This is a genomic window from Streptomyces sp. NPDC052236, assembly GCF_044548015.1.
Taxonomy (GTDB): Bacteria; Actinomycetota; Actinomycetes; order Streptomycetales; family Streptomycetaceae; genus Streptomyces.
In genome coordinates this window covers 1-25678 of record NZ_JBIUBL010000008.1, presented here as the reverse complement: position 1 = coordinate 25678, position 25678 = coordinate 1, and the positions used below count along the sequence as shown (strand labels likewise).

The 25678-nt window shown below is 69.3% G+C and carries 27 protein-coding genes and 1 riboswitch; of the genes, 10 read left to right on the top strand and 17 right to left on the bottom strand.

Going from position 1 to position 25678, the window contains the following annotated elements:
- The first annotated feature begins 23 nt into the window (after positions 1 to 23).
- Positions 24 to 650, top strand: coding sequence for a pyridoxamine 5'-phosphate oxidase family protein (locus ACIHCQ_RS15460; RefSeq protein WP_399662114.1), 627 nt, complete (start codon positions 24 to 26; stop codon positions 648 to 650).
- Positions 651 to 716: 66 nt separating this feature from the next.
- Here ACIHCQ_RS15460 and ACIHCQ_RS15455 read toward each other — a convergent pair whose 3' ends face one another.
- From ACIHCQ_RS15455 to ACIHCQ_RS15445, 3 genes are all read right to left on the bottom strand, one after another.
- On the bottom strand, positions 717 to 1670 hold the full coding sequence (locus tag ACIHCQ_RS15455) for a DMT family transporter (RefSeq protein ID WP_399662112.1): 954 nt from the start codon (positions 1668 to 1670) through the stop codon (positions 717 to 719).
- Positions 1671 to 1890: 220 nt separating this feature from the next.
- Positions 1891 to 2892, bottom strand: a complete 1002-nt coding sequence (locus ACIHCQ_RS15450) for an EamA family transporter (protein ID WP_399662110.1) — start codon at positions 2890 to 2892, stop codon at positions 1891 to 1893.
- 31 nt (positions 2893 to 2923) lie between these two features.
- Complete coding sequence (locus ACIHCQ_RS15445) at positions 2924 to 3493, bottom strand: Clp protease N-terminal domain-containing protein (protein ID WP_399662109.1); 570 nt, start codon at positions 3491 to 3493, stop codon at positions 2924 to 2926.
- 210 nt (positions 3494 to 3703) lie between these two features.
- On the opposite strand from ACIHCQ_RS15445, the gene ACIHCQ_RS15440 reads away from it, so the two are divergent.
- A complete protein-coding gene (locus ACIHCQ_RS15440) occupies positions 3704 to 4132 on the top strand; it encodes an SRPBCC family protein (protein WP_399662107.1) in 429 nt (142 codons plus the stop codon).
- A 61-nt stretch (positions 4133 to 4193) separates the two neighbouring features.
- Here the strand turns inward: ACIHCQ_RS15440 and ACIHCQ_RS15435 are convergent, their stop codons facing one another.
- Complete coding sequence (locus ACIHCQ_RS15435) at positions 4194 to 4805, bottom strand: PadR family transcriptional regulator (protein WP_399662105.1); 612 nt, start codon at positions 4803 to 4805, stop codon at positions 4194 to 4196.
- A 245-nt stretch (positions 4806 to 5050) separates the two neighbouring features.
- Here ACIHCQ_RS15435 and ACIHCQ_RS15430 point away from each other — a divergent pair, with 245 nt between their 5' ends.
- The 3 genes from ACIHCQ_RS15430 to ACIHCQ_RS15420 all read left to right on the top strand — a co-directional run bounded on the left by ACIHCQ_RS15430 (position 5051) and on the right by ACIHCQ_RS15420 (position 6692).
- Positions 5051 to 5614 carry a DinB family protein gene (locus ACIHCQ_RS15430; protein ID WP_399662103.1) on the top strand — a complete coding sequence of 188 codons (564 nt, stop codon included), beginning with the start codon at positions 5051 to 5053 and terminating at the stop codon, positions 5612 to 5614.
- Between the two features lie 386 nt (positions 5615 to 6000).
- Positions 6001 to 6303 (top strand): ArsR/SmtB family transcription factor, encoded by a 303-nt coding sequence (locus tag ACIHCQ_RS15425; protein WP_399662101.1) that lies wholly within the window; start codon positions 6001 to 6003, stop codon positions 6301 to 6303.
- Entirely contained in the window at positions 6300 to 6692 is a 393-nt protein-coding gene (locus ACIHCQ_RS15420; protein WP_399662099.1) for a VOC family protein, read from the top strand. The genes ACIHCQ_RS15425 and ACIHCQ_RS15420 overlap by 4 nt, the downstream gene beginning before the upstream one ends.
- An 11-nt stretch (positions 6693 to 6703) precedes the next feature.
- Here ACIHCQ_RS15420 and ACIHCQ_RS15415 read toward each other — a convergent pair whose 3' ends face one another.
- Together ACIHCQ_RS15415 and ACIHCQ_RS15410 are read right to left on the bottom strand one after the other, a co-directional pair.
- The gene (locus ACIHCQ_RS15415; protein ID WP_399662097.1) at positions 6704 to 7108 is read right to left on the bottom strand and encodes a RidA family protein; all 405 of its coding nucleotides are present in this window, start codon (positions 7106 to 7108) and stop codon (positions 6704 to 6706) included.
- Positions 7109 to 7200: 92 nt separating this feature from the next.
- Positions 7201 to 8100, bottom strand: coding sequence for a helix-turn-helix transcriptional regulator (locus ACIHCQ_RS15410; protein WP_399662095.1), 900 nt, complete (start codon positions 8098 to 8100; stop codon positions 7201 to 7203).
- Positions 8101 to 8203: 103 nt separating this feature from the next.
- On the opposite strand from ACIHCQ_RS15410, the gene ACIHCQ_RS15405 reads away from it, so the two are divergent.
- Entirely contained in the window at positions 8204 to 9730 is a 1527-nt protein-coding gene (locus ACIHCQ_RS15405; protein ID WP_399662093.1) for an MFS transporter, read from the top strand.
- A gap of 82 nt (positions 9731 to 9812) precedes the next feature.
- Complete coding sequence (locus ACIHCQ_RS15400; protein WP_399662091.1) at positions 9813 to 10661, top strand: PhzF family phenazine biosynthesis protein; 849 nt, start codon at positions 9813 to 9815, stop codon at positions 10659 to 10661.
- Between the two features lie 15 nt (positions 10662 to 10676).
- Here ACIHCQ_RS15400 and ACIHCQ_RS15395 read toward each other — a convergent pair whose 3' ends face one another.
- Positions 10677 to 11513: a CPBP family intramembrane glutamic endopeptidase gene (locus ACIHCQ_RS15395; protein WP_399662089.1), complete on the bottom strand. Its 837-nt coding sequence runs from the start codon at positions 11511 to 11513 to the stop codon at positions 10677 to 10679.
- Between the two features lie 291 nt (positions 11514 to 11804).
- Positions 11805 to 13355, bottom strand: a complete 1551-nt coding sequence (locus ACIHCQ_RS15390) for a glutamate-cysteine ligase family protein (RefSeq protein WP_399662087.1) — start codon at positions 13353 to 13355, stop codon at positions 11805 to 11807.
- Between the two features lie 478 nt (positions 13356 to 13833).
- Between ACIHCQ_RS15390 and ACIHCQ_RS15385 the strand changes: the two genes are divergently transcribed.
- Entirely contained in the window at positions 13834 to 14421 is a 588-nt protein-coding gene (locus tag ACIHCQ_RS15385) for a hypothetical protein (RefSeq protein ID WP_399662085.1), read from the top strand.
- A 313-nt stretch (positions 14422 to 14734) separates the two neighbouring features.
- Positions 14735 to 14941 carry a DUF5999 family protein gene (locus ACIHCQ_RS15380; RefSeq protein WP_399662083.1) on the top strand — a complete coding sequence of 69 codons (207 nt, stop codon included), beginning with the start codon at positions 14735 to 14737 and terminating at the stop codon, positions 14939 to 14941.
- A 92-nt stretch (positions 14942 to 15033) separates the two neighbouring features.
- Here ACIHCQ_RS15380 and gcvP read toward each other — a convergent pair whose 3' ends face one another.
- Positions 15034 to 17931, bottom strand: a complete 2898-nt coding sequence (gene gcvP, locus ACIHCQ_RS15375) for an aminomethyl-transferring glycine dehydrogenase (RefSeq protein ID WP_399662081.1) — start codon at positions 17929 to 17931, stop codon at positions 15034 to 15036.
- A 180-nt stretch (positions 17932 to 18111) separates the two neighbouring features.
- Positions 18112 to 18217, bottom strand: a riboswitch (glycine riboswitch).
- Positions 18218 to 18340: 123 nt separating this feature from the next.
- On the opposite strand from gcvP, the gene ACIHCQ_RS15370 reads away from it, so the two are divergent.
- Complete coding sequence (locus ACIHCQ_RS15370) at positions 18341 to 18724, top strand: PRC-barrel domain-containing protein (protein ID WP_399662079.1); 384 nt, start codon at positions 18341 to 18343, stop codon at positions 18722 to 18724.
- Here ACIHCQ_RS15370 and ACIHCQ_RS15365 read toward each other — a convergent pair.
- From ACIHCQ_RS15365 to ACIHCQ_RS15330, 8 genes are all read right to left on the bottom strand, one after another.
- Entirely contained in the window at positions 18634 to 20193 is a 1560-nt protein-coding gene (locus ACIHCQ_RS15365) for a DNA polymerase IV (RefSeq protein WP_399662077.1), read from the bottom strand. The two genes, ACIHCQ_RS15370 and ACIHCQ_RS15365, sit on opposite strands and share 91 nt — an antisense overlap.
- An 86-nt stretch (positions 20194 to 20279) precedes the next feature.
- Complete coding sequence (locus tag ACIHCQ_RS15360) at positions 20280 to 20876, bottom strand: MerR family transcriptional regulator (protein WP_399662075.1); 597 nt, start codon at positions 20874 to 20876, stop codon at positions 20280 to 20282.
- Positions 20877 to 21055: 179 nt separating this feature from the next.
- Positions 21056 to 21529, bottom strand: a complete 474-nt coding sequence (locus ACIHCQ_RS15355; protein ID WP_006123076.1) for a bifunctional nuclease family protein — start codon at positions 21527 to 21529, stop codon at positions 21056 to 21058.
- Between the two features lie 53 nt (positions 21530 to 21582).
- Positions 21583 to 22338, bottom strand: coding sequence for a MerR family transcriptional regulator (locus tag ACIHCQ_RS15350; RefSeq protein ID WP_399662073.1), 756 nt, complete (start codon positions 22336 to 22338; stop codon positions 21583 to 21585).
- Between the two features lie 44 nt (positions 22339 to 22382).
- The gene (locus ACIHCQ_RS15345) at positions 22383 to 23336 is read right to left on the bottom strand and encodes an FHA domain-containing protein (protein ID WP_399662570.1); all 954 of its coding nucleotides are present in this window, start codon (positions 23334 to 23336) and stop codon (positions 22383 to 22385) included.
- Positions 23337 to 23418: 82 nt separating this feature from the next.
- Complete coding sequence (locus ACIHCQ_RS15340) at positions 23419 to 24237, bottom strand: DUF881 domain-containing protein (RefSeq protein ID WP_399662072.1); 819 nt, start codon at positions 24235 to 24237, stop codon at positions 23419 to 23421.
- 26 nt (positions 24238 to 24263) lie between these two features.
- Positions 24264 to 24596: a small basic family protein gene (locus ACIHCQ_RS15335; RefSeq protein ID WP_164266945.1), complete on the bottom strand. Its 333-nt coding sequence runs from the start codon at positions 24594 to 24596 to the stop codon at positions 24264 to 24266.
- Entirely contained in the window at positions 24593 to 25489 is an 897-nt protein-coding gene (locus tag ACIHCQ_RS15330; RefSeq protein WP_399662069.1) for a DUF881 domain-containing protein, read from the bottom strand. Before ACIHCQ_RS15330 ends, ACIHCQ_RS15335 begins: the two co-directional genes overlap by 4 nt.
- Between the last annotated feature and the right edge of the window lie 189 nt (positions 25490 to 25678).

The following is a 25678-nucleotide window of genomic DNA, read 5'->3' as shown; positions in this document are numbered from 1 at the left end:
CACTAGTGCAATGGAGTGCGCAAATGCCGGACACCTACGAGCCCACCGAACGAACCGTCCCCACTCGCTCCCGGGAGCGTGCCGCGTACAACCGCGAGCTGGTCCATTCGATACTGGACGAGGCGTACGTCTGCCATCTCGGCTTCATCCGGGACGGCGCGCCGGTCGTCCTGCCGACGCTGTTCGCCCGGGTCGGCGAGCAGCTGTACATCCACGGCTCGACGGGCTCGCGCCCACTGCGCATGGCAGGCGGCGAGGCGGACCCGGGGCTGTCCGTATGCCTGACGGTCACCCATGTCGACGGCCTGGTCCTGGCGCGCTCCGCGTTCCACCACTCGATCAACTACCGCTCGGTCGTGGTCCACGGCACGGCCCATCAGGTCACGGCCACGGAGGAGAAGCGAGCGGCCCTGGAAGCCCTGGTCAACCAGGTCGTCCCGGGCCGCTCGCGGGACTCACGCCCCCCGAACCCGAAGGAACTGGCGGCGACGGCGGTACTGCGGCTGCCGCTGACGGAGCTCTCGGCCAAGCTCCGCACGGGCGACCCGCTCGACGACCCGGAGGACGCGGGGCTCCCGTACTGGGCGGGAGTCATCCCCGTCCACACGATCCGCGGCGAGCCGATCCCATCCAGCCCGTCCGGCGATTGAGGACACCGCCCGAAGGACGGTACGGGGGTCTGGGGCAGAGCCCCAGAAAGCCCGCCGCAGGCGCCCCTACCCCACCCGCCCCCGCACGCCCCGCATCTCCGCCCCCGCCAGTCCCCCCACCGCCCCCAACAGCAGCACCGTCCCACCAACCGTCGCCGCCGTCAGCCGCTCCCCCAGCACCGTCACCGCGATGGCCGACGCGCTCACCGGCTCCAGCAGCATGATCACCGAGACCGTCGCGGCCCGGACCACCGCCGCCCCCGCGAAGTACAGCGCGTACGCCAGCGCCGTCGGCACCGCTGCCACGTACGCCAACAACCACACCACCCGGCCGAGTTCCGCCGTGTGCGGCAGCAGCCCCTCTCCCAGCGCCAGGGGCAGCAGCCCGACCGACCCGATCGCGAAGGCCCACGCCGTCGTGGAGAGCGAATCGCCGCCTTCGCCACGCCGCCCCAGCCACCGCGTCAGCAGCGTGATCACCGCGTATCCGGCGGCCGAGAGCACCGCGAGTGCGACGCCCACCGGGCGTACCGTGCCGCTGTCGCCACCCAGTACGAGTACTGCCAGACCGGCGAGCGCGCCGAGGACGGCGATGGCGCCGCCCCGGCCGAGGCGCTCGCCCATCGTCAGTCGCGCGCCCACCGCGATGAGCACGGGGCCCGCGCCCAGCGTGACGACCGTACCCACCGCGAGGCCCGTCGCCTGGACGGCGGCGAAGTAGGCGCTCTGGAAGAAGGTAAGCCCTATCCCCGTACCGAGGATGCGCAGCAGCCGCAGGCGACGCGGCTCCACCGCACCCGGACGCGCCCCGGCACCCGCACGCGGCGCCACGACGGAGGCCCACCGCGCCCGCCACACCAGCGCCCCCAGCAGCACGACCAGCCCGCCCGCGCAGCGCCAGAACGACAGCGCCAGCGGACCCATGTCGCTCACCTCGAAGATGAGCGAGGCGGCGGCGCCCGCGGTGCCCCACGCGATTCCCGCGACGATCAGATAGAAGAGGCTCCGCCCGACGGGCACAGGCGTCGCGGCAACAGAAACAGATGTAACAGATGTAACAGATGAAAGATTCGACACGTGACTTCTCTGTGTGAAGAACGGGATGTGTGGTCGCTCAGCTCCGTCACACGGGCAGCGACGATCCGCTCGGGGACAACCCCGAGCCCGGTCTTCGTCAGAGAACTGCCGCCCGCGCTAAGCGGCAGGCGGCGGAAGTACGGTCAAATGCATGATCATGAGCCTAGGGCGTGGAGGGCCTGGCCGACAACTCCACTTCGGGCTGCTCGGCCACCTCGACCGGCACAGCCGCCGTCGGCCCCGGCTCCCCCGACGGCGAAGACGCCGCCTGTGACTGCGCGATGAACGCCCCCACCAGCACCACCACCCCGCCGAAGATCTGCGGCGCCGACAGATGTTCCCCCAGCAGCACCCACGCCAGGACTGTCGCGATGACCGCCTCCAGGCACGCCACCACGCCCGCCACCTGCGGCGACAGTCTGCGCACCGAGATGACCCCGGTGACGTACGCCAGCACCGTCGCGATCAGCACGATCCAGCCGAGCAGCAGCCCCGCGGGCACCCGCGTCCCGCCCAGTTCCGCGCCGCCGGCGAGCAGCGACCAGTCCATGCCCCAGGGCCGCGCCACCACCGTCAGCACGGCCGTGCCGACGAGCAGTCCGTACGCGATCACCCCCAGCGGATCCGCCGCGTCGTCCCCCTCGCCGCCCTGGTCCGACAGGACGAAGTAGCCGACCTGGCAGCACGCCGCGGCCAGCGCCAGCAGCAGCCCGACCGCGTCGAAGCCGATCCCCGCCCACACCTCCACGACGCACGCGAGCCCGCCCACCGCGAGAACGACACCGACCGCCGCGGCCCGGCTGACAGGCCTGCGCTGCACAAAGCGGACCCAGCCGAGCACGAGCGCGGGAGCGAGGTATTCGACGAGCAGCGCGACACCGACCGGGATCCGGGATATCGCCGCGAAGTAGCAGGCCTGTACGCCCGCGACCGCGAGCAGCCCGAAGCCGACCAGCAGTGCGGGTCTGCGCCGCACCAGATCGCGGTGGCGCCAGGCCAGCGGCAGCATGATGAGCGCCGCCCCGGCCACGCGGAGCCACACCACGTGCAGCGGGTCGAGTCCCGCTTCGATCAGCGGTTTGGCAGCGACTCCTGAACCACCGAACGCGAGGGCCGAACCCAGGGCGAGTCCCAGACCGGACGTAGACAAGGCAGAGGCGCGCATCGGCACATCATGTCAGCGGCGGTAAGGACCGTCACCCCTGTGACACATGTCGAGATGGAACGGCCGCCCGCCTGGCCAGCAGCTCCGTATCGACCCCGGCCCGCTCCAGTACCTCCACCGCCCGGCTCTCGCGATCCGCCGCAAGGCGGGCGAGCAGATCCATGCCACGGACGCGCGCGTCGCCGCGCAGCCGGGCCCGCTCCACCGCGCCTTCCATGGCGGCGACCGCGGACGGCGACCAGCCGCACAGATCCGCCTCGGCGCCCGGCCCCGCGCCCCCGTCCGCGTCCGCATCCGCATCTGCCTCACCCACGACGGGAACAGCGCCCGAGTCCTCCACCGACCCCTGCCAGCGCAGCCCGTATCCGATGGAGCGCTGTACGAGATAGCCGAGCAGCCGCTCGATCCGCGCCACGTCGCCGACGACGGTCCGCACCTCAGGGTCCGATTCGATCAGCGAGTGCAGCAGATGGGCCGTGTCGATCTGCCGGTCGCCGTCGCGCAGCGCTCTCCTGCGGGCGCCCCCGATCACCGAGGCCAGTTCGACCGTCCATCTGGCGTCGTTCTCCGTACGCGGGGCAGGGCGTTGCACAACTCCCACCCCATCAGCTCGCAGAGATCCGAGCGTCCTCGCAAGGTCTCATTCGGCCATCCCACTGAGGTTGGGCACGGAGGACCGACTCCTCCTCCTCAGGGAGGAGACCGAGACCTTCAGCCGGCCGAGCAGATCTGACTGTTCATCAGTATTGAATGTTCGAGCGAGTACGGCTACGTTCCGCGACACCGTAACCGGACAGGAAGGGGTGGTCGTATGGCCGAAGTCAGCGCCGAGGCCCGCATCGAGGCGTCGGCCGAGAAGGTCTGGGCCCAGCTGACGGACTTCACCGCCTACGGCCAGTGGAACGCCACCCACACCAGCTTCCCCAAGGGCGCGCCTTCGACGCTGGAGCTGGGAACCACTTACCAGGAGAACATGAAACTCATGGGGTTCCCCGCCGAAGTGGCCTGGACGGTGCATGAGTTCGAGGCGGGACGGATGCTGGGGGTCAAGGGCACGGGCCCGATGGGCGTCAGCGTCGCCAACCGTTACACGCTCACGCCGGACGGGGACGCGACCACGGTCCGTATCGACGGGGAGTTCACCGGCGCCGCCGTGTCGCTCATGGCGGGCAAGCTCAAGGACTCGGCGACCGCCGCGCTCAATGAGTCGCTGCGCAAACTGGGCGGCCTCGTCACCTGACCTCGCCGAGCACCGCGAGAAGGACCCCGCGCGACTGCGCGGGCCCTTCTGACGCCACGAGTCAGTGCTCGTCGGCGAGGATCAGATAGAGCTTCTTACGGGCTTCATTGACGACGGCGACGGCCTTCTGCCGCTGCTCGACGCTGCCCGTCTTCCAGACCTGGCCGAACGCCTCCATCAGGCCGAATCCGGCCTGCCGGATCTCGTTGACGGTCTCCCAGTCGACTCCGCGCCCGGCCTCTTCCCACGGAGCCTCCGGCCCCGATTCGGCCTCGGCGCGCCCCGAGTCGGTGAGCGTGAACAGCTTCTTGCCGCCCTCGCTCTCGTTGGTGATCAGGCCTTCGTCCTCAAGCAGCTGAAGGGTCGGGTAGACCGAGCCGGGGCTGGGCCGCCAGGCCCCGCCGCTGCGCTCGCCGATCTCCTGGATCATCTCGTAGCCGTGCATCGGCCGGTCCTTCAGCAGCGCCAGGATCGAGGCACGCACGTCACCGCGCCGCGCCCTTCCCCTGCCACCGCCACCGCCGCGACCGTGTCCGCCTCCCCGGAAGGGGCCGCCGAACGGCGGTCCGAACGGGCCGACCGCCCCGCGCCCCCTCTCGAAGTCGCCCTGACCGTGATGGCCGGGCCCGCAGTGTCCATGACCGTGTCCGTGTCCTTGCCCTGGTGAACGCATCGCCACGCTCCTTCCATCGTTGATCTGTCGCGATGCTTCAACGATATATCGGAACAACGCTTACGACAACCCCCTGTCGGTCTTCCCTGTTGACCTGTGTCAGTGGGTGTTGATCGATTGTCAGCGAAGGGCGATCAATTGACTTCCGTGCCAATTAGGGATGACTGCCTGCTGGCTTTGTGACAGTGGAGGATGACCGCAGACGGCGACGATCACTCTGCTCGACGGATCTGTAGTGTGCGGCAATGACACGAAGCGAGCGGCTCGCGGAGCAGTTGGACTGGTACTGGCGCAAGAACCTGCGGCCACGGCTGGACGGTCTTACCGACGAGGAGTACTTCTGGGAGCCGGTGCGCGGCTGCTGGAGCATCCGCCCACGTGGCACGTCGGCCGTGCCGATGTCGGAAGGCTCGGGGGAATGGACGATGGACTCCGCGGCCCCTGCCCCGGTGCCAGCGCCGGTGACCACGATTGCCTGGCGGCTGGCGCACATCATCGTCTCCTGCCTGGGCTATCGGGTCGGATGGTACTTCGGCGGCCAGGACGTCGACTCCCAGACATTCGCCTACGCGGGGACCGCTGACGAGGCGCTGAAACAGCTCGATGAGATGTATGGGAGATGGAACACGGGGGTCCGCAAGCTCTCGGACGCTGACCTGGACAATCCGCCCACGGTGGGTCCCGAGCGGTTTCCCATGGAGAACAGGGTCCTGCACGTCAATAGGGAGCTGATCCATCACGGCGCCGAGATTTCCCTGCTGCGCGACCTCTACCGCTGGCAGGACGGAGTCGTACCGCACCGAATATGACTTTCGGTAACCGGCGATCGAGCTTCGGTAACTCACGTGGACTCCGTGACGCTCCATGGCTGCTGCCGCCGAGAGGCCTCACGATCTTTAACCGCCGTTCTGCGCAGGTAGAAGGCCCTGGCATCCGGGCGAGCGCCACGCCAGGGCCTTCTACCTGCATGTTCGAAGTGGGCGAAGCTTCCATGAACATCACCAAGGCCGCCTCCCACCGCGCTCAACCTTCCCTACGTTATTGGGACGGGATGAGCGCTTCGCTGAGACAGGTCATGGATGTCCGATGTCATCGGCGTTTGAGTGCGCTCGCGAAGGGGGCTGGACGTGGGCGAACTCGGGACGTGACGCACCTCAACTTGATAGGCAAGTGAATAGTTGCCTATCCTGTGGTCGTGGCTGACGACCTTTTCAAAGCCTTGGCCGACCCCACCCGCCGCACCATCCTCGACGAGCTCACGGAGAAGTCCGGACAGACACTGTTCGAGATCTGCTCCCGACTGAGCATGAAGCACCAGCTCGGCATCTCGCGTCAGGCGGTCTCCCAGCACCTCGCCGTGCTGGAGGCCGGCGGGCTCGTCGAGACCAGGCGGGAGGGCCGCTACAAGTTCCACGACCTGAATACAGCCCCGCTGCGGCAGATCGCCGAGCGATGGCTCGTGCCCGACACGTCCGGACCAGAGAAGAGCACCCCATGAAGATCCATCTGACCAGCGTCTTCGTCGACGACCAGGCCAAGGCCGAGCACTTCTACACCGAGATCCTCGGCTTCGTGAAGAAGCACGACGTCCCGGTGGGCGAGAAGGACCGGTGGCTGACCGTCGTCTCGCCCGACGAGCCCGACGGCACCGAACTCCTCCTGGAGCCCGCCGGCCACCCGGCCGTCAAGACCTACCGCGACACGCTCGTCGAGGACGGCATCCCGCTCGCCCAGTTCGCCGTCGACGACGTGAAGGCGGAGTACCAGCGCCTGCGTGGCCTCGGTGTCCGCTTCACCCAGGAGCCCCTGGAGATGGGCCCCGTCACCACCGCCGTCTTCGACGACACCTGCGGCAATCTGATCCAGATCGCGACCAAGCCGCAGTAGGCAACCGCCTCCTAATCGACGACTGCGGTGACCTCGGCCTCGATGAGAATGCCGGGCTCAAAGAGGACATCGACCCCGATCAGCGCGAGCGGCGGCGTAACGAGATCGAACTCGCGGGCTGCCTGCTCAACGCCCGCATTGAAGGCCTCGTACATTTCTCTCTTCCAACCTGCGGCGTACCAGGTAATGCGGACGACGTCGTGGAACGTTGCTCCTGCCGCGTCGAGCGCCTTGGCGACGTTGCGATAGACCTGGGCGACTTGTCCGGCCAGGTCGCCCGGCGCCACGAGGTCGCCGTTCTCGTCCCAGGCGACTTGTCCCGCGATGTGGACCTGTCTGCTCCCCGTCGCCACCGCGACGTGGTGGTAGATCGGGACTCGGACATGCCCGTCGGGGTTGATGAGCGAAACAGCCATGAGATCTCCTTTTGTCCATGGTTTGGTGAGCGCTTGTCGACGCCCCCTCTGAGGCGCAGACCCACCGTTGCCGTGCGGGTGATAGGCAGCAGTTACCTGTCCAGATGGCGGGGCGCCGCGGCGCGGGCGACCTCAGGTTCCTGCTGATCGGCGACTTGGCCGGACAACAGCCGCAGCGCGTCGGCCGAGGCGGTGTCGTTGGGTGTATAGACCTCAAGCCGGTGGTCGAGGCTCTCGGGCTGGAGCCACACCTGGTAGTCGACGTCGACCCCTCCGACGGTTGGGTGTCGCAGGCGCATGGTGCCCACGGTGCAGTCCGCGACATCGCCTTTGGCCCACAGCTTGGCGAAGTCACCACTGCGCATGGCGAGTTCGCCGATCAGTTCGGCCAACCGGGCGTCGTTGGGATATCTGCCTGCGGTGAGCCGCAGGTAGGCGACATGGGTTCGGGCCAGTTCATCCCAGTTTCCGTACAGGTCGCGGGTGAGGCGGTCGAGGAAGAACATCCGGGGGATGGACGGCCGTCGCGCGAGATCGTGGGGCGCGTCGAAGTCGACATGTTCTGCGACGAGGGCATGTCCGGTGCGGTTCCAGACCAGCACGTCGCCACGGCGGCCGAGCACGACGGCCGGCGTGGTCTCTCCCAGGGAGGCCAGGAGCGCCAGTACTCGTGGGTGCGGCCTTTCCGGGCGGGGGCGGACCAGGCGTGAAGTGGTGGGCTGACGGGCGAGGTTGTGCAGGTGGGCCGTCTCGGTCTGATCGAGCTCAAGCACGCCGGCGAGCGCGTCGAGGACTTGTTGGGATGCCGTACCGGCCTGCCCCTGTTCCAGCCGCGTGTAGTAGCCGGCGCTCACGCCCGCGAGCTGGGCGAGCTCCTCGCGACGCAGACCCGGCACGCGGCGGGCGGTTCCGTAGGTGCGCAGTCCGACGTCGGCGGGCGTGACCCGGTCGCGGCGGCTCTTGAGATAGGTCCCGAGGCTCTCCAGCTCCATGCCCTCAAGCGTAGGCGGAACGCTCCGATCCCGGGTGTCCCTGCGAGGTGTACCCACGACGCGGGGATGGCTGCCGAGCGGACGAAGCCGCACCGTTCCCAGCATGAATGAACAGCGTGTTCCTCACTCACCCGGTCCGCGGGCGTGGCTCGGTCTGCTGGTGGTGCTGGGCCCGGTACTGCTGGTCGCGATGGACAGTTCGGTCCTGTTCCTGGCGATGCCCAAGGTCTCCGAGGCGCTGTCGCCGACCGCCGATCAGGCGCTGTGGATCCTGGACGTCTACGGATTCGCCGTCGGGTCCCTACTCATCGCGTTCGGGAACATCGGCGACCGGTACGGCCGGCTGAAGCTGCTGATGACCGGCGCGGTGGTGTTCGGCGCGGCCTCGGCGGGAGCGGCGTTCGCCCCCGGGCCGGAACTGCTGATCGCCTTCCGGGCGCTGATGGGCGTGGCCGGTGCCACGCTGCTGCCGTCGGCGCTGGCGGTACTCAGCGAACTGTTCACCGACCCACGCCTGCGGGCGAAAGCGATCGGCGTCTTCGCAGCCACCTTCGCCGCCGGCTTCGCGATCGGCCCGGTCGTCGGCGGACAGTTGCTGAACAGCTTCTGGTGGGGATCGGTCTTCCTGATCAATCTCCCCGTCGTCGTGCTGTTCCTGATTCTGGCCCCGGTCCTGCTCCGCGAGGTACGTGCCACCCGTACCGGCCGCGTCGACGCTCCGAGCGTTCTGCTCTCCGCTGCGGGCATCCTGCTGACGGTCTACGCGATCAAGCATGCGGCGGCGGAGGGGCTGACCGTGACCCCGATGGCCACAGGGATCGCCGGCGTCGTCACCCTGTGGTGGTTCGTCCGGCGGCAACTCCACCTTGAACACCCGCTGATCGACTTCCGCCTCTTCCGCGACCGGGTGTTCACGATCGCGGCCATCACCGGGCTTCTGCCGCTGGCCGCATGGTCGGCAGTGGCCTACCTCGGCGGCATCTACCTCCAGTCCGTCCTCGGACTGACCGTCCTGGACGCGGCTCTCGTCGCGCTCCCCGGCGCCGCCGTGCTCACCGTCACCTGCGTCGTCACACCGGCACTGGTCGAGCGTATCGGCACCCGGGCAGCGCTCATCACCTGCCACTTCTTCATCGCCGCAGGGCTGCTCCTGCTGCTGGCCACCAGCACCTCCAGCGGCATCGGCTGGTACGTGGCGTCCACCGTCATCGCCGGCATCGGCTACGGCATCTCCTTCAGCGTGGTCGCCGACACCGCCATCGCCGCGGTTCCCGCGGAGCGCGCCGGGTCCGCGGCGGCAATCGCCGAGACCAGCAACGAGATCGGCAACGCCCTCGGCATCGCACTCCTCGGCTCGCTGGCCGCCCTTATCTTCCGGCTCCAGGGACCTGACCTCGCCGGTACCCTCAACGAGACATTGCAGGTCCCCGGCCTCACGGCCGCGGCGATCGGCGATGCGAAGTCAGCCTTCGTCACCGGTCTGCACGCCGCTGCCGTCATCGCAGGCATTCTCCACGCCGCACTCGGCGTCTTCGCCCTGCGCCACCTGCCGAGGGCCTTCACCAGCACCGACGATGCCTGTCCGGACCCCCTGCCCCAGGACACCGCCGAAGAAAACAGCGTTCGATGACCCACAAGTCTCACCAGCGATCGGTCCAGTCACCGCGAATTGGCCTTGGCCTGCGGCTCTGTCCCACCCCTACGGTCAGCTCATGCGGATTCGAATCGTCGACGCCTTCACCGACCGTCCCTTCGCCGGGAACCCCGCCGGAGTCCTGCTCCTGGACTCCAACCACTTCCCCGACGACTCCTGGCTCCAACAGGTGGCGACGGAGGTGAACCTCTCGGAGACAGCTTTCGCCCACCCCCTGCCCTCCGGCGCTTCGGGCGCTTCGGGCGCTTCCGACGGCGAGGCCGACTGGGCGCTGCGCTGGTTCACCCCGTCCACCGAGGTCGACATGTGCGGCCACGCCACGCTGGCCACCGCCCATGTGCTGCACACCACGGGCATCGCAGGCGGCACCGTGCGCTTCGCCGCACGCTGCGGCATCCTGTCCGCCACCGCCCACGAAGACGGCACGCTCACGCTCGACTTCCCCACCGCACCGCTCACGCCCGTCGAAACCCCGGACGGCGTCGCCGACGCACTGGGCGCGAAGGTGATCTCGGCCCACGACACGGGCCCGCACATCGGCGATCTGCTGGTCGAGCTTGCCGACGAGCAGTCCGTACGGGCACTCCGCCCGGACCTCGCGGCCCTCGTGACGTACTCGAAGCGCGGCATCATCGCGACAGCCGCCGCCGAAGATCCCCACGGCGGCTACGACTTCGTCTCGCGCTGCTTCTTCCCCCAGGTCGGCATCGACGAGGACCCGGTGACCGGCAGCGCGCACACGGCCCTCGCGCCATTCTGGTCCGCGCGGCTCGGCCGCGGCGAGCTGACCGGCCTCCAGGCCTCCGCCCGCTCCGGACTGGTCCGCACCTCACTGCGCGGTGACCGCACGCTGCTCACCGGCCGGGCCGTAACCGTCATCGACGGCGAGCTGCTCACCTCACCGTGAGCGCCTCGCGACCACTCACGGCGTGGGCAGCCACCCCACCTTCCCGGCCAGCAGCCCGTATCCGACAAACGCCACGATGTCGAGCAGCGCATGCGCCGCCACCAGCGGCCCCACCCGCCCCCACCGCCGGTAGAGCAGGACGAACACGACCCCCATCACCAGGTTCCCGATGAACCCGCCGATGCCCTGGTAGAGGTGGTACGAGCCGCGCAGCACGGAGCTCGCCACCAGCGCCGCCATCGGAGTCCACCCCAGCTGCCCGAGTCTGCGCAGCAGATATCCGACGACGATCACCTCCTCCAATACGGAGTTCTGGATCGCCGAGAGGATCAGCACGGGGTACTTCCACCACACCTCGGGCAGCGCTTCGGGCACCACCGTGAGGTTGAAGCCCGAGGCGCGCGCCACCAGGTAGAACGCGAGCCCGGCGCTCCCGATGCCCGCCGCGACGAGTGCCCCACGCCCCAGATCGAACCATGGCCTGGCCCGGTCGAAACCGATCGACCGGACGCCCGCGCCCTCCCGCACCAGCAGATGTGCGACGAGCACGACAGGCACCAGCGACGTCGCGATGCCGAAGAGCTGCCAGGAAAGATCGAGCCACGGCCGCCCAGGGGCGTACGACCCGTTCAGCGTCGCCGCCTGGTCCTTCAGACCGCCCGGCTTCGTCAGCGATCCGACAAAGCTGATCAGCGCCGACACTCCACTCGCACCCAGCGAAACCGCCAGTACGAGGAGCATCTCGGACCGCAGAATCCCCGGTGACACACCCTCCCGAGGAAGAGATTCAGCCCCGCGCCCCGCCTCTGCCCGCACACCGCCTCCAGTTGACTGATCCCACCTCGTCCCCATCCTCACCCCGCCAGGACCTCGAATACACGTACGAAGAGAGCTGCCCGACGGGCCGGGGGACGCATGGGACGTCACAGCTTGCCTCACGACGATATGACGGCCGCAGGCAGGTCCCGTCCGCGCGTCCGCCGCCGTACGCCTGGACCTCGCCGGCGTCTCGCAATCCACCCTGACCGCGGCGCGCGGCCCGGACGCCCGACAGCGAGGTCGCGGCCACCGCCAAGCCGCTGTCGCAGCGGGTGTCCGCGGCGGACCCAGCTCTGGACAGTTCTGGACAGCCTGGACGGGACGTCAGAGCTGCCGCCGCCCCGACCGGCCCCGCGCCTGACGCCACGGCTGCGGCCCCGGAAAGCCGACCGGCCATGTGTGCACCGGCTCGCCCTCGTGCATCAGCTCGCAGTAGCGGCGCGTGGTGGCCGCGAGCGCGGCGTCCCTCTCCAGCCCCGCCTCCAGGGCGCGGTGGTACGTGTCCGCCTGCCACGAGGCCCCGTTCACCCGCCGCCTGCACCTCTCCTCGATCACCCCAAGATAGAAGTCCCGGTCGGCGCGCTCGATGTTCCACGCGTCGAGCCCCGCGGCGGCCAGCGGCAACAGCTCGTCGCGTACGAGCTTGGCGGCGGGCACAGCGGTGACGCCGCCCGCCCGCCCCGGGCGTGGCCAGTGAAGCTCGGAGTCGATGCCGTCACGGCACGCGGCCTCGAAGTTCGATGCCGCGGCGGCGAAGGGCAGCCGCGTCCACACCGGCCGGGGCTCCTCGGCGAGCGCGCGCACCAGCCCGTAGTAGAAGGCGACGTTCGCGATCACATCGGTGACCGTGGGCCCCGCCGGCAGCACGCGGTTCTCCACCCGCAGATGCGGTACGCCGTCGACGACCGCGTACACCGGCCGGTTCCAGCGGTAGATCGTGCCGTTGTGCAGGACGAGCTCCTGGAGGCGCGGCACGCCGCCGTCGTCCAGCACCCGCAGCGGCTCCTCGTCGTCACAGATCGGCAGCAGCGCGGGGAAGTAGCGCAGGTTCTCCTCGAAGAGCTCGTACGGCGATTTCACCCACCGCTCGCCGAACCAGGTACGCGGCCGGACGCCCTGCGCCTGGAGCTCGGGCGGGCGGGTGTCCGTGGCCTGCTGGAACAGCGGCGGGCGCGTTTCGCGCCACAGCTCCCGGCCGAAGAGGAACGGCGAGTTCGCGCCGACCGCGACCTGGACCGCGGCCACCGCCTGCGCGGCGTTCCACACATCCGCGAACCGTGCGGGCGTCACCTGGAGATGCAACTGAACCGAAGTGCAGGCCGCTTCGGGCATTATCGACGACGAGGTACAGGTGAGCCGCTCCACGCCGTCGATATCGAGCACGAGATCCTCGCCGCGCGCGGCCACGATCTGATCGTTGAGCAGGGTGTACCGGTCGACGTCGGAAAGGTTCGCGGAGACCAGATCGCGCTGGGCGAGCGTCGGCAGGATTCCGATCATCACGATCCCCGAGCCGACCTCGTTCGCTTTCCGGTGGGCGTAGCCGAGACCGGTGCGCAGCTCCTCGGCCAGCTGGTCCAGAACACGCGCGGCCATGCGGTGCGGAACAACATTTACTTCCAGATTGAACATTCCCAGCTCGGTCTGGAAATCATGGCTCGCGATGCGCTCAAGGACCTCCTTATTCATCATCCGGGGCAGCCCGTCGTCGCCTGCGAGATTCAGTTCGATCTCAAGGCCCATGAGATTTCTGGGCCGGTCGAACCTCTTCTCGTCCAGCAGCCGCCCCAGTCCCGTGAGGCACTGCTGGGCCTTTCGCCGGTACTTTTGCCGATCGGACAGGTGGATCCCGCCTGCCACGACCTTCTCACCCATCGGAGATCCCTCCCGGGAGTGGACGGCCACGAAGCCCAGGCCGCTCGTGTCACGGACGATAATGCCCACCCTGACCGCGCCGTAACGCCCCGCGGGCGGCTCGCTGGAGGTAGGGTGGGCCAAAACTCCAGCGGCACATTCCTACGGCAAGTAGCGCTATACGGGCCCGTCATCGAGGTCTCGTGAAAAACACCGACTGATCTCGGCCGACCACTGCGCAGGTAAAGTCCCTGGCCGCAGCCCTTACCTTCGTAAAATACCGGGATAATCGCCGCCACAGAAAGACCGAATACAGCCTTGCCGGAAATACGGGCGATCGCTAGCGGAAACATTGCGAGAACACGTGTCGTATAAACTCCGCATACAAGGCAGAGAGTTGGCGTCCGGCGCCTTCGGCCCCCTGAGGCTCCGCACTCCAACAGTGCCGTCCGCACCTGCCCACGCTCCAACGTGTCTCCCAAGTGAGAGGCGACCCATCATGCCGCTGCATGTCCCCCCGGCCCCCGCGCCTGCCCTGCGCACTGTCCTCGCGGCACTCGGTTCTCCCACCGCCGTCCGCGATCCCCGCACTCCCGCCCTGAGGTCCGCACCGGGCCCCCTGACCCCCGAACTGCCGCTCCCCGTCCACGTACTGGACCGGATCGTGGGGAGCGACCGAACCGCGTACACCCGCCTGACGGGCTGGCGCTTCCTGATCCGCAGCGGCGATCGCGCCGTAGCCGCCGCGGAGACGATGCTCACTCCCGACGGCTGGGCCTTCTCGCACTTCTTCGAAGGCCCGTACCTCAGCTCCACCGAACGGGCGCTGCGCCAGGCCGAGGCCATGCGCACGCCCTTTCAGCCACGCCTGCTGTCCATTCCCGAGCTCTATATGCTCACGCTCTGGCTGCACGGCGACACCGATGCCGACGCCTCGGCCGGTACACCCCGGCCTTCGGACGTCCTGGTGCCGCTGGCGCCCGCGCCGCCGGGCATCGCCGCACACCTTCCGCACCGGGTCGCCGATCTGCTGCCGGTGATGACGCTGCGGTTGTCACCGGCCCCGCTGCTCGGCTCACCCGCCTGAGAACCGCCGGGCCCACCCGCCCGGAGTACCACCAGGTGTGCGCCCCGTGACCGTCCGGTCGCGGGGCGCACTCCCGCCCATCCGGACTAGCCCAGACAGGCCACGTCGAACCACCCGAAGAGACAGGGCAGTTGGACTGAACCGTCCGCGTGGGTGACACGTCCTTACCCAATAAGGAAGCGCTGCCGCGAAATCCCTGCGGATTGACGCCCGTAGGGCAACACTGGTACCGGACCGATAGATACGGGGGGCGGCCATGAGCACCTCAGCCAGCCGCAGGACAATCACTACGACGCAGCGAAAGAACCCATCCATGTGCCAGCACCAACCACCCTGCCCGACATCCGACTCAGCCGACCGGGAAGCCGCGCGCCTGATGGCGCACCACCCGGAGCAGGGCTGGAGCCTGCTGTGCAACGGCGTCCTGCTCTTCGAGGACACCGGCGAGCTGCTGCCGAACGGGCAGATCATCGCACCGCACCGCGCGCGGGACACCGGGCAGGTGATGACGGCCGCCTGAAGCGCCGTCGATAGAGGTACTCAGCAGTACGTATGACCAGGGGCCGGCCGGAGACTTCACTCCGCACCGGCCCCGACCCGTGAGTGCCGCCGTCAGTTGTCGTACTCGTCCAGCGGCGGGCAGGAGCAGACGAGGTTACGGTCACCGAACGCGCCGTCGATCCTGCGCACCGGCGGCCAGTACTTGTCCGAGGCGCTCACACCCGCCGGGAAGACCGCCTCGTCCCGGCTGTAGGCGTGCTCCCACTCCCCGCCCAGCGCCGCCGCCGTGTGCGGGGCATTGCGCAGCGGGTTGTCCTCGGCGGGCCACTCGCCGGACGCGACCTTCTCGATCTCGCCCCGGATCGCGATCATCGTCTCGCAGAAGCGGTCGATTTCGGTCAGGTCCTCGCTCTCGGTGGGCTCGATCATCAGCGTGCCGGCCACCGGGAAGGACATCGTCGGCGCGTGGAAGCCGTAGTCGATCAGACGCTTGGCGATGTCGTCGACGCTGACGCCGGTCGCCTTCGACAGCGGGCGCAGATCCACAATGCACTCGTGCGCGACCAGACCGGCCGGACCCGTGTAGAGCACCGGGTAGTGCGGCTCCAGGCGCTTGGCGATGTAGTTGGCCGCGAGCACGGCGACCTGCGTCGCGCGCTTGAGGCCCTCGCCGCCCATGAGCCGTATGTACGCCCAGGAGATCGGCAGAATGCCCGCGGAGCCCCAGGGGGCGGCCGAGATCGGGCCGATGCCCGTCCGCGGTCCGGCGGTCGGCTGGAGCGGGTGGTTGGGCAGGTACGGGGCCAGGTGCGCCCGCACGCCGACCGGACCGACGCCGGGGCCGCCGCCGCCGTGCGGGATGCAGAAGGTCTTGTGCAGATTGAGGTGCGAGACGTCGCCGCCGAACCTGCCGGGCTTGGCGAGACCCACCAGCGCGTTGAGGTTCGCCCCGTCGACGTACACCTGACCGCCGGCGTCGTGCACCTGCGCGCAGATGTCGGCGACGTGTTCCTCGAACACACCGTGCGTGGACGGGTAGGTGATCATCAGCACGGACAGCTCGTCGCGGTACTGCTCGATCTTGGCGCGCAGGTCCTCGACGTCGATCTCGCCGTCGTCCGCGGTCCTGACCACGACGACCTTCATGCCCGCCATGACGGCGCTGGCGGCATTGGTGCCGTGCGCGGAGGACGGGATGAGACAGATGGTGCGCTGGTCGTCGCCGTTGGCCCGGTGGTACGCCCGTACGGCGAGCAGGCCAGCGAACTCGCCCTGCGAACCGGCGTTGGGCTGGATGGAGACCGTGTCGTACCCCGTGACCTCGGCGAGGCGCTCCTCCAGCTCGCGGATGAGCGTGAGGTACCCGGCGGCCTGCTCGACCGGTGCGAAGGGGTGCATCGCCGCGAACTCCGGCCAGGTCACCGGCTCCATCTCGGTGGTCCCGTTCAGCTTCATGGTGCAGGAGCCGAGCGGGATCATGCCACGGTCCAGCGCGTAGTCCCGGTCGGCGAGCCTGCGCAGGTAGCGCAGCATCGCGGTCTCGGAACGGTGCTGGTGGAAGACGGGGTGGGTCAGGTAGTCGTCCGTACGCAGCAGGGCCTCGGGCAGCGCGTCCGCGGTGGCCTCGTCCAGCGCTTCGTCCAGCGCCTCGACATCCGCCTCGACGCCGAAGGCGTTCCAGACGGCGGACAGCCGGCCGCGCCCGGTGGTCTCGTCGCAGGCGACGGAGAGGTGGTCGGCGTCGATCAGGCGGAGGTTCACCCCGCCCTCGCGGGCGGCAGCGACGATCTCGGCGGCCCGGCCCGGGACCCGGACGGTCAGCGTGTCGAAGTACGAGCCGTGCACGATCTCCACACCGCCCGCCCGCAGCCCCGCCGCGAGCAGCGTCGCGTACCGGTGGGTGCGCTGCGCGATGCCGCGGAGGCCGTCGGGGCCGTGGTAGACGGCGTACATCGCCGCCATGACGGCGAGCAGCACCTGCGCGGTGCAGATATTGCTGGTGGCCTTCTCGCGGCGGATGTGCTGCTCACGCGTCTGGAGCGCGAGCCGGTACGCCCGGTTGCCGTCCACGTCGACCGAGACTCCGACGAGTCGGCCCGGCAGGGAGCGCGCGAAGGTGTCCCGTACCGCCATATAGCCCGCGTGCGGACCGCCGAAGCCCATCGGGACGCCGAAGCGCTGGGTGGTGCCCACCGCGATGTCGGCGCCCAGCTCACCGGGCGAGGTGAGCAGCGTCAGCGCCAGCAGATCGGCGGCGACGGTGACGATCGCGCCCAGCGCGTGCGCCTGCTCGATGACGGGCTTGAGGTCGCGTACGGCGCCGGAGGCCCCGGGGTACTGCAACAGCACGCCGAAGACCCCGCGCTCGGCGATCGAGGCCGGGATGCCCTCGCTGAGGTCGGCGGTGACGACCTCGACGCCGGTCGGCTCGGCACGGGTCTCGATCACCGCGAGCGTCTGCGGCAGGGCGTCGGCGTCGACCAGGAAGACGCCGTTCTTGACCTTGCCGACCCGGCGGGCGAGCGCCATGGCCTCGGCGGCTGCCGTCCCCTCGTCCAGCAGCGAGGCGCCGGAGGTGGGCAGGCCGGTGAGATCGGCCACCATCGTCTGGAAGTTCAGCAGCGCCTCCAGCCGGCCCTGCGAGATCTCCGGCTGATACGGCGTGTACGCGGTGTACCAGGCCGGGTTCTCCATGACGTTGCGCAGGATGACCGGCGGGGTGAACGTGCCGTAGTAGCCGAGGCCGATCATCGGCGCCAGCACCTGATTGCGGTCGGCGAGGGTGCGCAGCTCGGCGAGGACATCGGCCTCGGTGCGCGCATCCGGGAGGTTCAGCGCCTCGGCGCTCTTGATCACATCAGGCACCGCGGCGGCGGTCAGCTCGTCCAGCGAGCCGTAGCCCACCTGCGCGAGCATCTTGGCCTGGGCCTCGGCGTCGGGCCCGATGTGACGCCGTTCGAAGGGGGTGCCTCGCTCCAGCTGGGAGAGCGGTATGCGGTTGGCGGTCATGAGGAGGCCTCCTGGTCTGACACGACCTGCGAGGGGCACCACGGCGCGGATGCCCGGACGGCCTCCCCCTCTGTCATCTCAACCTGAGAGTTTCACCGGACCGCCGCCAATGCGCGATCCGGCTTTCACCGTCGGTGAGAGCGGATGCCGTCCGACGCCCGCCCTACTTTCCAGAGTGACCTCGTCCGTGCGGTACGGGGGCCTGAGAGTTTCCGGGGAGGATTTGCTCCTTCGGCGCCACCGGCACGTTCACACTTCTACCGGAGGGCTCTCCCGCACAGGGTCAGCAGCCATTTGCCAGCCTACCAGCGCGCTCCCGCGCCAATCGCTCCAGTGGCCGACACCCTAAATCTGCCCTTTTGTAGTATTTAGCTAGCATTTGGCTGGCTTGCGACCTTTTGGAGGGACCGTGCAGACCGACATCGATCCGCGCAGCCTGATCGGCCGCAAAGCGTTCGACCGCGACGGCGTCAAGATCGGGACCGTGGACGAGGTGTATCTGGACGATGCCACCGGGGCACCCGAATGGGCGGCTGTACGCACCGGCCTGTTCAGCCGGGACGCCTTCGTCCCCCTGGAGCCCAGCGAGCTGGTCGACGGTGGCCTCCGCATCCCGTACGAACGCGCGCTGATCAAGGACGCGCCGGACTTCGGCGTCGGCCGTCATCTCTCCCCGGAGCAGGAGCTGCAGCTCTACCACCACTACGGCCTCGAACTGCCCGAGCCGCCGAGTGCGCCCGCGCCCTCCTCCGGCGACGGGTCCCGCGGCCGGGTCTCCGGCGAGGAGGACTGACCCGGCTCCCCCTCATCCGCCGCCGGGGCCGGCCCCACCAGCCCCACCAGCCCCACCAGCGGCAGCGGGTCGGCGGGCTCCAGGTCCGGGTCGTCCACCCGGAAGGTGCGCACCCGCCCGGGGGGCGACCCCGGCTCCTCGAACCGCACGGTGACCCGCCCGACCCCGCTGCCCTGCACCCACCCCGGCCCGTACTCGGCATGCCGTACGTCGTGCCCGGCGGGCCACCGCCGCTCGCCGGGGACTATGGACGCGGCGGCCGTGGCCGGAGCCCTGCCCCCGGATGCCGCCTCACCGGCCTCACCGGCCTGCTCCGAGGTCTGCGTCTGCGTCTGCGTCTGCGTCTGCGTCTGCGGGGACTCGGGCAGGGCTTCGGCCTCCTCTGCTGCCTCCGCGGATGCCGCCTGGGCGAACAGATCCTCCTGGGTGTAGTCCGCGAGCCCGCTGACGCCCACCCCGAGCAGCCGCACCCCGCCTGTCGTGTCCACAGCCTCCAGCAGCCGCCTGGCGGCCTCCCGCACCACTCCGGGGTCGTCCGTCGGCCCGCGCAGCGTCTCCGAGCGCGTCAGCGTCGAGAAGTCGTACCGCCGCACCTTCAGCACGATGGTCCGCCCCGAGTGCCCCGACTCCCGCAGTCGCCGCACACACCGGTCGGCGAGCCGGTCCACCTCGGTCCGCACCCGCACCCGGTCGTGCAGATCGACGTCGAAGGTGTCCTCCACCGACACCGACTTCGTGTCCCGCTCGGACACCACCGGCCGGTCGTCGTTGCCCAGGGACATCCGGAACAGCGAGGCTCCGTGCGACCTGCCCAGCAGCCGTACGAGCTCATCCTCGCCCGCCGCCGCCAGGTCCGCGATCGTCGTCATACCGGCCCGCCGCAGATGCTCGCCGGTCGCCGGGCCCACACCGGGCAGCGTCCGCACCGGCATCGGCCCGAGCAGCTCGCGCTCCGTGCCGGGCGGTATGAGCACCAGACCGTCGGGTTTCGCCTGCTCGGAGGCGATTTTCGCCAGCATCTTGCAGCCCGCGAGACCGACGGACCCGGTGAGCCCGGTGACCGCGCGGATGTCCGCGCGCAGCCGCTCACCGGTCGCCCGCGCCGAGTCCGCGTCGTCGGCCGAGCCGCCCGCCTCCAGGTCCACGAACGCCTCGTCCAGGCTCAGCGGCTCCACCAGCGGCGAGAGCCGCCCCAGCAGCTCCATCACCTGCTCGCTGACCGTGCGGTAGAGGGAGAAGCGCGGGACGAGATACGCGGCGTTCGGCGCCAGCCGTCTGGCCTGCGCCATCGGCATCGCCGAGTGCACCCCGAACCGTCTGGCCTCGTACGACGCGGTCGCCACGACGCCGCGCGGCCCGAGCCCGCCCACCACCACCGGCTTTCCGCGCAGACTCGGCTTCGCCGCCTGCTCTGCGGCGGCGTAGAAGGCATCCATGTCCAGATGCAGAATGGTCGGCGCGGCTCTCACACCTTCGATGCTGCCCTACGCCACTGACAATGGGAGCTTTCGGACACCCGGTCTTCAGAGACCCATGGTCTTCAGACGGCTGGTCTTCAGACGGCCCGGTCGCGCCTGCGCCGGGCCAGCTCGTCGGTGGGGTTGTTCCCGATCAGGGTCTCGCCGGTGTCGACCCGCTCCCCGTGCAGCTGCGACAGCGCGGCCTCGACATCCCGCCACACCACGCCCACGGCGATCCCGAAGATCCCCTGACCGCCCTGGAGCAGGTCGACCACCTCGTCGGGCGAGGAACACTCGTAGACCGTCGCGCCGTCGCTCATGAGCGTCATACGCTCCAGGTCCCTGACGCCCCGGCCACGCAGGTGCCGCACTGCGGTGCGGATGTTCTGCAGCGCGACGCCGGTGTCCAGGAAACGCTTGACGATCTTGAGGACGACCACATCGCGGAAGCTGTAGAGCCGCTGGGTACCGGAGCCGTACGCCGGTCGCACGCTGGGCTCGACCAGGCCGGTACGCGCCCAGTAGTCGAGCTGCCGATAGGTGATGCCCGCCGCCGCGCAGGCGGTGGGTCCGCGGTAGCCGATCGTCTCCGCGGAGGTGTCGGCCGCACTCCTGTGAAGCGGATACGGCCCATCGTCACCCAGACTCCATCCGGATGCTCCCCCAGCCGTACCGTCGCCGCTGCTTCTCACGCCGACCTCCGTCCTTGACCTGCCAACTCGAAGGTAGGCAGTCACCCGGGGTGCGTCAACGATCGCCACACTCGCCACGCCGAGTGATAATCACCCTGAGAGTGGTTTCGCGTCCCCCCATTCGGGAAGAGCTCTTCGAATGTGCTGACGCCGCCCGGCCCGGACGCTTGCTGACTGGCTTACTGACTGTTGGTACCGAAGTCCTCGGGCGAGATCTGGTCGAGGAATTCGCGGAACTTCTCCACCTCATCCTCCTGCTCGTCCGGGATGGCGATGCCCGCGTCGTCGAGGACGCCATCGCTGCCGTAGATCGGCGTACCGGTGCGCAGAGCCAGCGCTATGGCGTCGGACGGTCTGGCGCTGACCTCGACCCCGCTGGCGAAGACCAGCTCGGCATAGAAGACCCCTTCCCGCAGGTCGGTGATCCGGACCTCGGTCAGCTCCTGGCCCACCGCCTCCAGCACATCCTTGAAAAGATCATGGGTCAGCGGCCTGGCAGGGGCCATGCCCTGCTGGGCGAAGGCAATAGCGGTCGCCTCCCCCGGACCGATCCAAATGGGGAGGTACCGGTCGCCTCCCACTTCACGCAGGAGCACGATCGGTTGGTTCGAGGGCATTTCGACCCGGACACCTACAACGTCGAGCTCGTTCACACAGCAACCCTAGGACGTGCCCGGCCGGTTTGGGTAGTCGGGCCGTCCCAAGGTCACTGGAGCCGCACTCCCAGAGCGGTCTGCACCAGGGCCGCATGCAGCCGTACGGACAGGACCGCGAGCTCTTTCGCAGTCGCTTCGGCATGCGCCCTGGTCTGCGGATTGCGATGCAGCCGCAGGGGCGCCACCACCTGCTCGACCAGTCCGGCCTCACGTTCGGCGGCGGCTTTCATCGCGCGCAGATGCCGCGGTTCCAGGCCAAAACTCCCCAGCTCGGCGATCAGCCTGGCCACGGTCACCGACTCGGCGTCGTAGCCGCCGTTCTCGTCCGGCGCAATGAGGCCGTACGACTCCCATGCGGCCAGCTCGTCCTCGCTCACCTCGGCGGTGGCAAGGAGCTCGGCCCGGCCGACCCGGGGAGCGGTGGGCCGCCCAGAGCCGCCGTCCCAGGAGCCGTCGAGCAGCTCCCGCGGCGCGCCGGGCGCGGGCAGCCGCACCTCGTCGCCGCGGGCCAGGGCGTCGAGCTGCTCACGGATGACCTTCAGCGGCAGATAGTGGTCCCGCTGCATCCGCAACACCTGAGCCAGCCGCTCCAGGTCCTCGGGCGAGAATTTGCGGTACCCCGACGCTGTACGCCGCGGCTCGACCAGCCCTTCGGACTCCAGGAACCGGATCTTGGAGATCGTGACCTCGGGAAACTCCTCACGCAGTCGGCTGAGCACCGTGCCGATGCTCATCAGCCTGTCCCCCGCGCTGTCCCCCGCGGTGGCGGTGCCGTGCCCGGCACCGCCCGTCGGTGTTCGCAGCATGTACCTTCCTTGGGGGTCCCCCCGGACGGAGTCCGGGGGAGGCGTCACATGCCCCGCTGGCTCGCATAGAAGACCAGCCGGTACTTGCCGATCTGGACCTCGTCACCGTTCGACAGGATCACCGAGTCGATCCGCTCACGGTTGACATACGTGCCGTTCAGGCTGCCGACGTCGGAGACGCTGAAGCGGCCGTCCGGCCCCCTGCGGAACTCCACATGGCGCCGCGACACGGTCACGTCGTCCAGGAAGATGTCGCTCTGCGGGTGGCGGCCTGCCGTGGTCAGCTCTCCGTCCAGCAGGAAGCGACTGCCGGAGTTCGGACCGCGGCGCACCACCAAGAGCGCCGAACCGAGCGGCAGCGCGTCGACCGCCGCCTGGGCCTCGGGAGAGAGGGACGGCACCTGTGTCTGCCCCGTCACCTCCGACTCGTACGCCTCAAGGCCGGAGATGGAGATCGTCGACGTCTGCTCCGAGGCGCGCTCCGCGGGCACTCCGCCCCGCAGCGGCGTGCCGCAGTTGGAGCAGAACTTACTCGCCTCGGTGTTGCGGTGCCCGCATCTCGCACAAACCGGCAAGGCCGACATGGACGGATCCTCCTGCCGCGGCTGCCCCGCGTGGGGATTGGTCGCATACGGGTCGGAGGCAAACCCTCCACCCGCACTTGAGGCTGATGGTTCCCCGAAACCTATGCGGCCCGGACCAGCAGGGTCAACAGACGACGCGCCCCGACTGCCCGAAATGTCACCGCCCGAACCAGCCAGCTCATCGCGGAAGAGCGGACGCTCGGCGCCCTGCTCCTCAGCCTGGCCATGGCGCGGCGCGCGGTGACGGGCGTTGCCGCCGGCGTCCTCGCGTGCGCTCTTGCCGAACAACTTCCCAAACAACTTCACGGGCGTTTCCCCTTGACCGAAATAGACCCGCCCGTGGGGCAGGACGAACCCTGAATGATCAGACCTGCCGACCCGGACATCCTCACAACGTCCGTAACCACCAGACAGTTTCCACCACGCACCACCCTTGTGATGCGTCGACCCCCCGAACCCTCATGCCCTGGTTCGCCGGACCCCATGCGCCGCCGCCTCACTGCGAGGACGATCGAGCGTAGTCAGGGCGCGTCGCGGGTCGCAAGGCATCCACGACGATCCGCTCCGACCGCGCCACTGTGGCGATGGCCTGCTCCTTCTCCAGCGTCTTCACGACGCCGCCGGGGATGTTCAGGGCGGGCTCCAGATCCTGCGGCTGGCCGATGACTTTGAAGCGGTACGGCGCGGTGACGCGCTTGCCGTCGACCTCGATCTCGCCGCCGGTGCCGGTGAAATGAGTGTCGGCGGCGACCCTGACGTCGTTCACCTGAATCGCTTCCGCACCGGCGGCGCGCAGTTCCTGGATCGTATCGAGCAGCATGTCCGACTCGACGGTGCCGGACGGGTCCTCGATGGTCAGCGTGATGCCGGGCCCCTCGGCGGCGACCGTGCCGGCCAGGATGCCGAGCTGCTGTTCCTTCTGCTGCGTCTGCTTGCGCGCCTCTTCGGCCTGGTCCGAGCTGTTCTCGAGCTCGCCGCGCTGGTCCTCCAGCCGCCGCTTCTCGTCCTCCAGCCGCTGGGTGCGGTTGTCGATCTCGTCGAGGATGCGGACCAGGTCCTCCTGGCGGGCACCGCGCAGCGCGCTGTTGTCGCTGGTCGAGCGGACCTGGATGGCGAGTCCGAGACCGAGGACGAAGAGGAGCACGGCGACGATGAGTTGAGCGCGCGTGATGCGCGGTGGCCACAGCCCGGCGATCAGCCGCTGCCGGCCGGTCGGCTGCCGCTCGGGCTCGCCGACCGCCTGCTTGTCCGTCAGCTTCTTCTCATCCTCGGGAGTCTCGCTCCGGGGAGGCTCATTCCTGAAAGTCTCGCCCATGGGATTCTCTGCGCTGTTCATCGGCCTCACGCCCGGAACACGTGCCGGCGGATCGCGGCAGCGTTCGAGAAGATCCGGATGCCGAAGACGACCACCACACCCGTGGACAGCTGGGCACCGACGCCCAACTTGTCGCCCAGGAACACGATCAAGGCCGCCACGACCACGTTCGACAGGAAGGAGACGACGAAGACCTTGTCGACGAAGATGCCGTCGAGCATGGCCCGCAGCCCTCCGAAGACAGCGTCCAGAGCCGCGACAACGGCGATCGGCAGATACGGCTCGACCATCGCCGGCACCTCGGGCCGGACCAACAGTCCGACCACGACTCCCACGACGAGGCCCAGTACGGCGATCAAGATGTGCCCTTCCCAGTGTCAGCCGGCTCTGCTGTACGTACGATCAAGGAGGGGGCCGCCGGCAGACGCACCTTCTCCTCGGTCGAGATGGTGGAGCGAATACCGAAGTCCTCCTGCAGCACGTGCAGATACTCTCCGTCGGCACTGTCCTGGAAGGCGGTGCTCAGCCGCTTCCCGTCCCCCACCGCGAGCACCGTGTACGGCGGCACCAGCGGCTTGTTGTCGACCAGTATGGCGTCGCCCGCGGCACGGATCGCCGACAGGGCGGTCAGCCGCTGCCCATTGATCGCGACGGCCTCCGCGCCCGACCACCACAGCCCGTTGACGATCCGCTGCAAATCGCGGTCCCGCACCCTGCCTGTGTCGTTGAATCCGCCGGTCTCGCGTGGCCCGTCGCCGTCGCCGTCCTGCGCGATGTCCTTCGCGTCGTCGACGACGAGCTTCACACCCGGTCCCTGGACCTCGGTGGCGCCGGAGAGCAGCGCGACGAGGTCCCCCTGCCCCTCACCCTGGGTGTTGAGGGCCTTCCGCTGCCGGTCCCCCACCTCGTTGCGGAGCTTGTCGACACTGCGCTCAAGGCTGTCGGCCGCCGTGGTCTCCGCATCGATGCGGTCGATGAGCTTCTCGCGCTCCTTCGCCAGGACCGGCGCCGATATCCGGGCCTCCGCGGCTCCCACGGTGACCACCAGGGCCGCCAGCACCAGCCCGGCGGCGAGGCCGAGCTTCGCGCGCACGGTACGGGGACGTGCCCCGCCCTCGGCCTGCCTGCGGGCCGCAGCCTCCGCGTAACCCTGGTCGAGGCTGTGCTCCATCACGTTCGTCAGCAGCGACATGGACGCATCGGGACGAGGGGGTGGAGACCCGGTGCTCCGAATGGGGGGCTGCTGCGACATGCCGCACATCGTCGCACGTCGCAGGTGCTACCGCCGAATGGCCCCACCGGTGTGGGGGGGGGGGGGGGGGGGCCCCCACCCGCCCCCCCCCCCCCCCCGCCCGGGGGGGGGGGGGGCGGGCGGGGGGGGGGGGGGGGGGCGGGGGGGGCCGCAGCCACCACCGCCCCCCCCCCGACCCGAGGGCCGGCA

Bases quoted from the DNA above. Each gene is read 5' to 3' on its own strand.
- ACIHCQ_RS15415 (WP_399662097.1), bottom strand. From the start codon at position 7,108: ATGGCTGTTTCGCTCATCAACCCCGACGGGCATGTCCGAGTCCCGATC.
- ACIHCQ_RS15450 (WP_399662110.1), bottom strand. From the start codon at position 2,892: ATGCGCGCCTCTGCCTTGTCTACGTCCGGTCTGGGACTCGCCCTGGGT.
- ACIHCQ_RS15390 (WP_399662087.1), bottom strand. From the start codon at position 13,355: ATGGGTGAGAAGGTCGTGGCAGGCGGGATCCACCTGTCCGATCGGCAA.
- ACIHCQ_RS15340 (WP_399662072.1), bottom strand. From the start codon at position 24,237: ATGGGCGAGACTTTCAGGAATGAGCCTCCCCGGAGCGAGACTCCCGAG.
- ACIHCQ_RS15380 (WP_399662083.1), top strand. From the start codon at position 14,735: ATGTGCCAGCACCAACCACCCTGCCCGACATCCGACTCAGCCGACCGG.
- ACIHCQ_RS15440 (WP_399662107.1), top strand. From the start codon at position 3,704: ATGGCCGAAGTCAGCGCCGAGGCCCGCATCGAGGCGTCGGCCGAGAAG.
- ACIHCQ_RS15460 (WP_399662114.1), top strand. From the start codon at position 24: ATGCCGGACACCTACGAGCCCACCGAACGAACCGTCCCCACTCGCTCC.
- gcvP (WP_399662081.1), bottom strand. From the start codon at position 17,931: ATGACCGCCAACCGCATACCGCTCTCCCAGCTGGAGCGAGGCACCCCC.
- ACIHCQ_RS15400 (WP_399662091.1), top strand. From the start codon at position 9,813: ATGCGGATTCGAATCGTCGACGCCTTCACCGACCGTCCCTTCGCCGGG.
- ACIHCQ_RS15385 (WP_399662085.1), top strand. From the start codon at position 13,834: ATGCCGCTGCATGTCCCCCCGGCCCCCGCGCCTGCCCTGCGCACTGTC.
- ACIHCQ_RS15395 (WP_399662089.1), bottom strand. From the start codon at position 11,513: ATGGGGACGAGGTGGGATCAGTCAACTGGAGGCGGTGTGCGGGCAGAG.
- ACIHCQ_RS15410 (WP_399662095.1), bottom strand. From the start codon at position 8,100: ATGGAGCTGGAGAGCCTCGGGACCTATCTCAAGAGCCGCCGCGACCGG.
- ACIHCQ_RS15350 (WP_399662073.1), bottom strand. From the start codon at position 22,338: ATGCTGCGAACACCGACGGGCGGTGCCGGGCACGGCACCGCCACCGCG.
- ACIHCQ_RS15405 (WP_399662093.1), top strand. From the start codon at position 8,204: ATGAATGAACAGCGTGTTCCTCACTCACCCGGTCCGCGGGCGTGGCTC.
- ACIHCQ_RS15420 (WP_399662099.1), top strand. From the start codon at position 6,300: ATGAAGATCCATCTGACCAGCGTCTTCGTCGACGACCAGGCCAAGGCC.
- ACIHCQ_RS15430 (WP_399662103.1), top strand. From the start codon at position 5,051: ATGACACGAAGCGAGCGGCTCGCGGAGCAGTTGGACTGGTACTGGCGC.
- ACIHCQ_RS15435 (WP_399662105.1), bottom strand. From the start codon at position 4,805: ATGCGTTCACCAGGGCAAGGACACGGACACGGTCATGGACACTGCGGG.
- ACIHCQ_RS15330 (WP_399662069.1), bottom strand. From the start codon at position 25,489: ATGTCGCAGCAGCCCCCCATTCGGAGCACCGGGTCTCCACCCCCTCGT.